Source organism: Mycobacterium sp. E796, from assembly GCF_001672815.1.
Taxonomy (GTDB): Bacteria; Actinomycetota; Actinomycetes; order Mycobacteriales; family Mycobacteriaceae; genus Mycobacterium.
In genome coordinates this window covers 1-737 of the sequence record NZ_LZKK01000046.1, presented here as the reverse complement: position 1 = coordinate 737, position 737 = coordinate 1, and the positions used below count along the sequence as shown (strand labels likewise).

At 66.2% G+C, this 737-nt stretch carries 1 protein-coding gene; it reads right to left on the bottom strand.

Features of this window, described 5'->3' with window-relative positions; all coding sequences use genetic code 11:
- Positions 1–38 precede the first annotated feature (38 nt).
- Positions 39–737: Gfo/Idh/MocA family protein (locus A5706_RS35140; protein WP_068127401.1), on the bottom strand; the 699-nt coding region annotated here is incomplete at its 5' end.

Genomic DNA, 737 nt, shown 5'->3' with positions numbered 1-737 from the left:
GCCCTCTCGACTGTCGACTGGCGCGGCGTTCATGGCGTTTACGCCGGTTCGCGGAGCGAGAGACCGGCGGCGCGGTAAATCGTATCGATGACGGACATGTTCTCGATCGCGCCTTCCGGCGTCGTCTTCACCGGTTCGCCGCGCAGCACCGCCGCGGCGAAGGCCTCGAGCTGGTACGCATAGCTGGTGCGGCGCGGGAAGCGCTCCACCCGCTTGCCGTCGGCCGAGCGGATCGTGAGCCGGGGCAACAAGTGCGGAGCAGCCGGACTGAGGTAACGCAGCCGGCCGCGATCCCCAACCACCTTGGCGCTCGCCCAAAACAGGTTCGACGACCACAGCGCGCAGTGCAGGCGGCCCGTGTGCCCGCCGGCGAACCGCAATTCGGCCGTCATAGCCCGGTCCACTTCGGGACCGCCCAGTTTCGCACGAGCCGAAACGACTTCCGGGGTCGAACCGCCGAACGTACGGAGCATGTCGACCGTATAGCTTCCGTCGGTCATCAGCGCGCCACCGGCAAGGGAGTAGTCGTAGACGTTGGCGTTGGAGCGCTTCGGCAGCAATACGCATAAGGAGACGTCGATCCGCTCGAGCTTGCCCAGCTCGCCTGACGTGAGAATCTGCTCGACGCGCGAAGTCAACGGATGGTAGCGGTATTGGATTGCCTCCATGACGACGCGATCTGACTTCGCGGCCAGCTCGGCGATGTCGCGGGCCTCGGCGGCATTGGCGGTGAACGG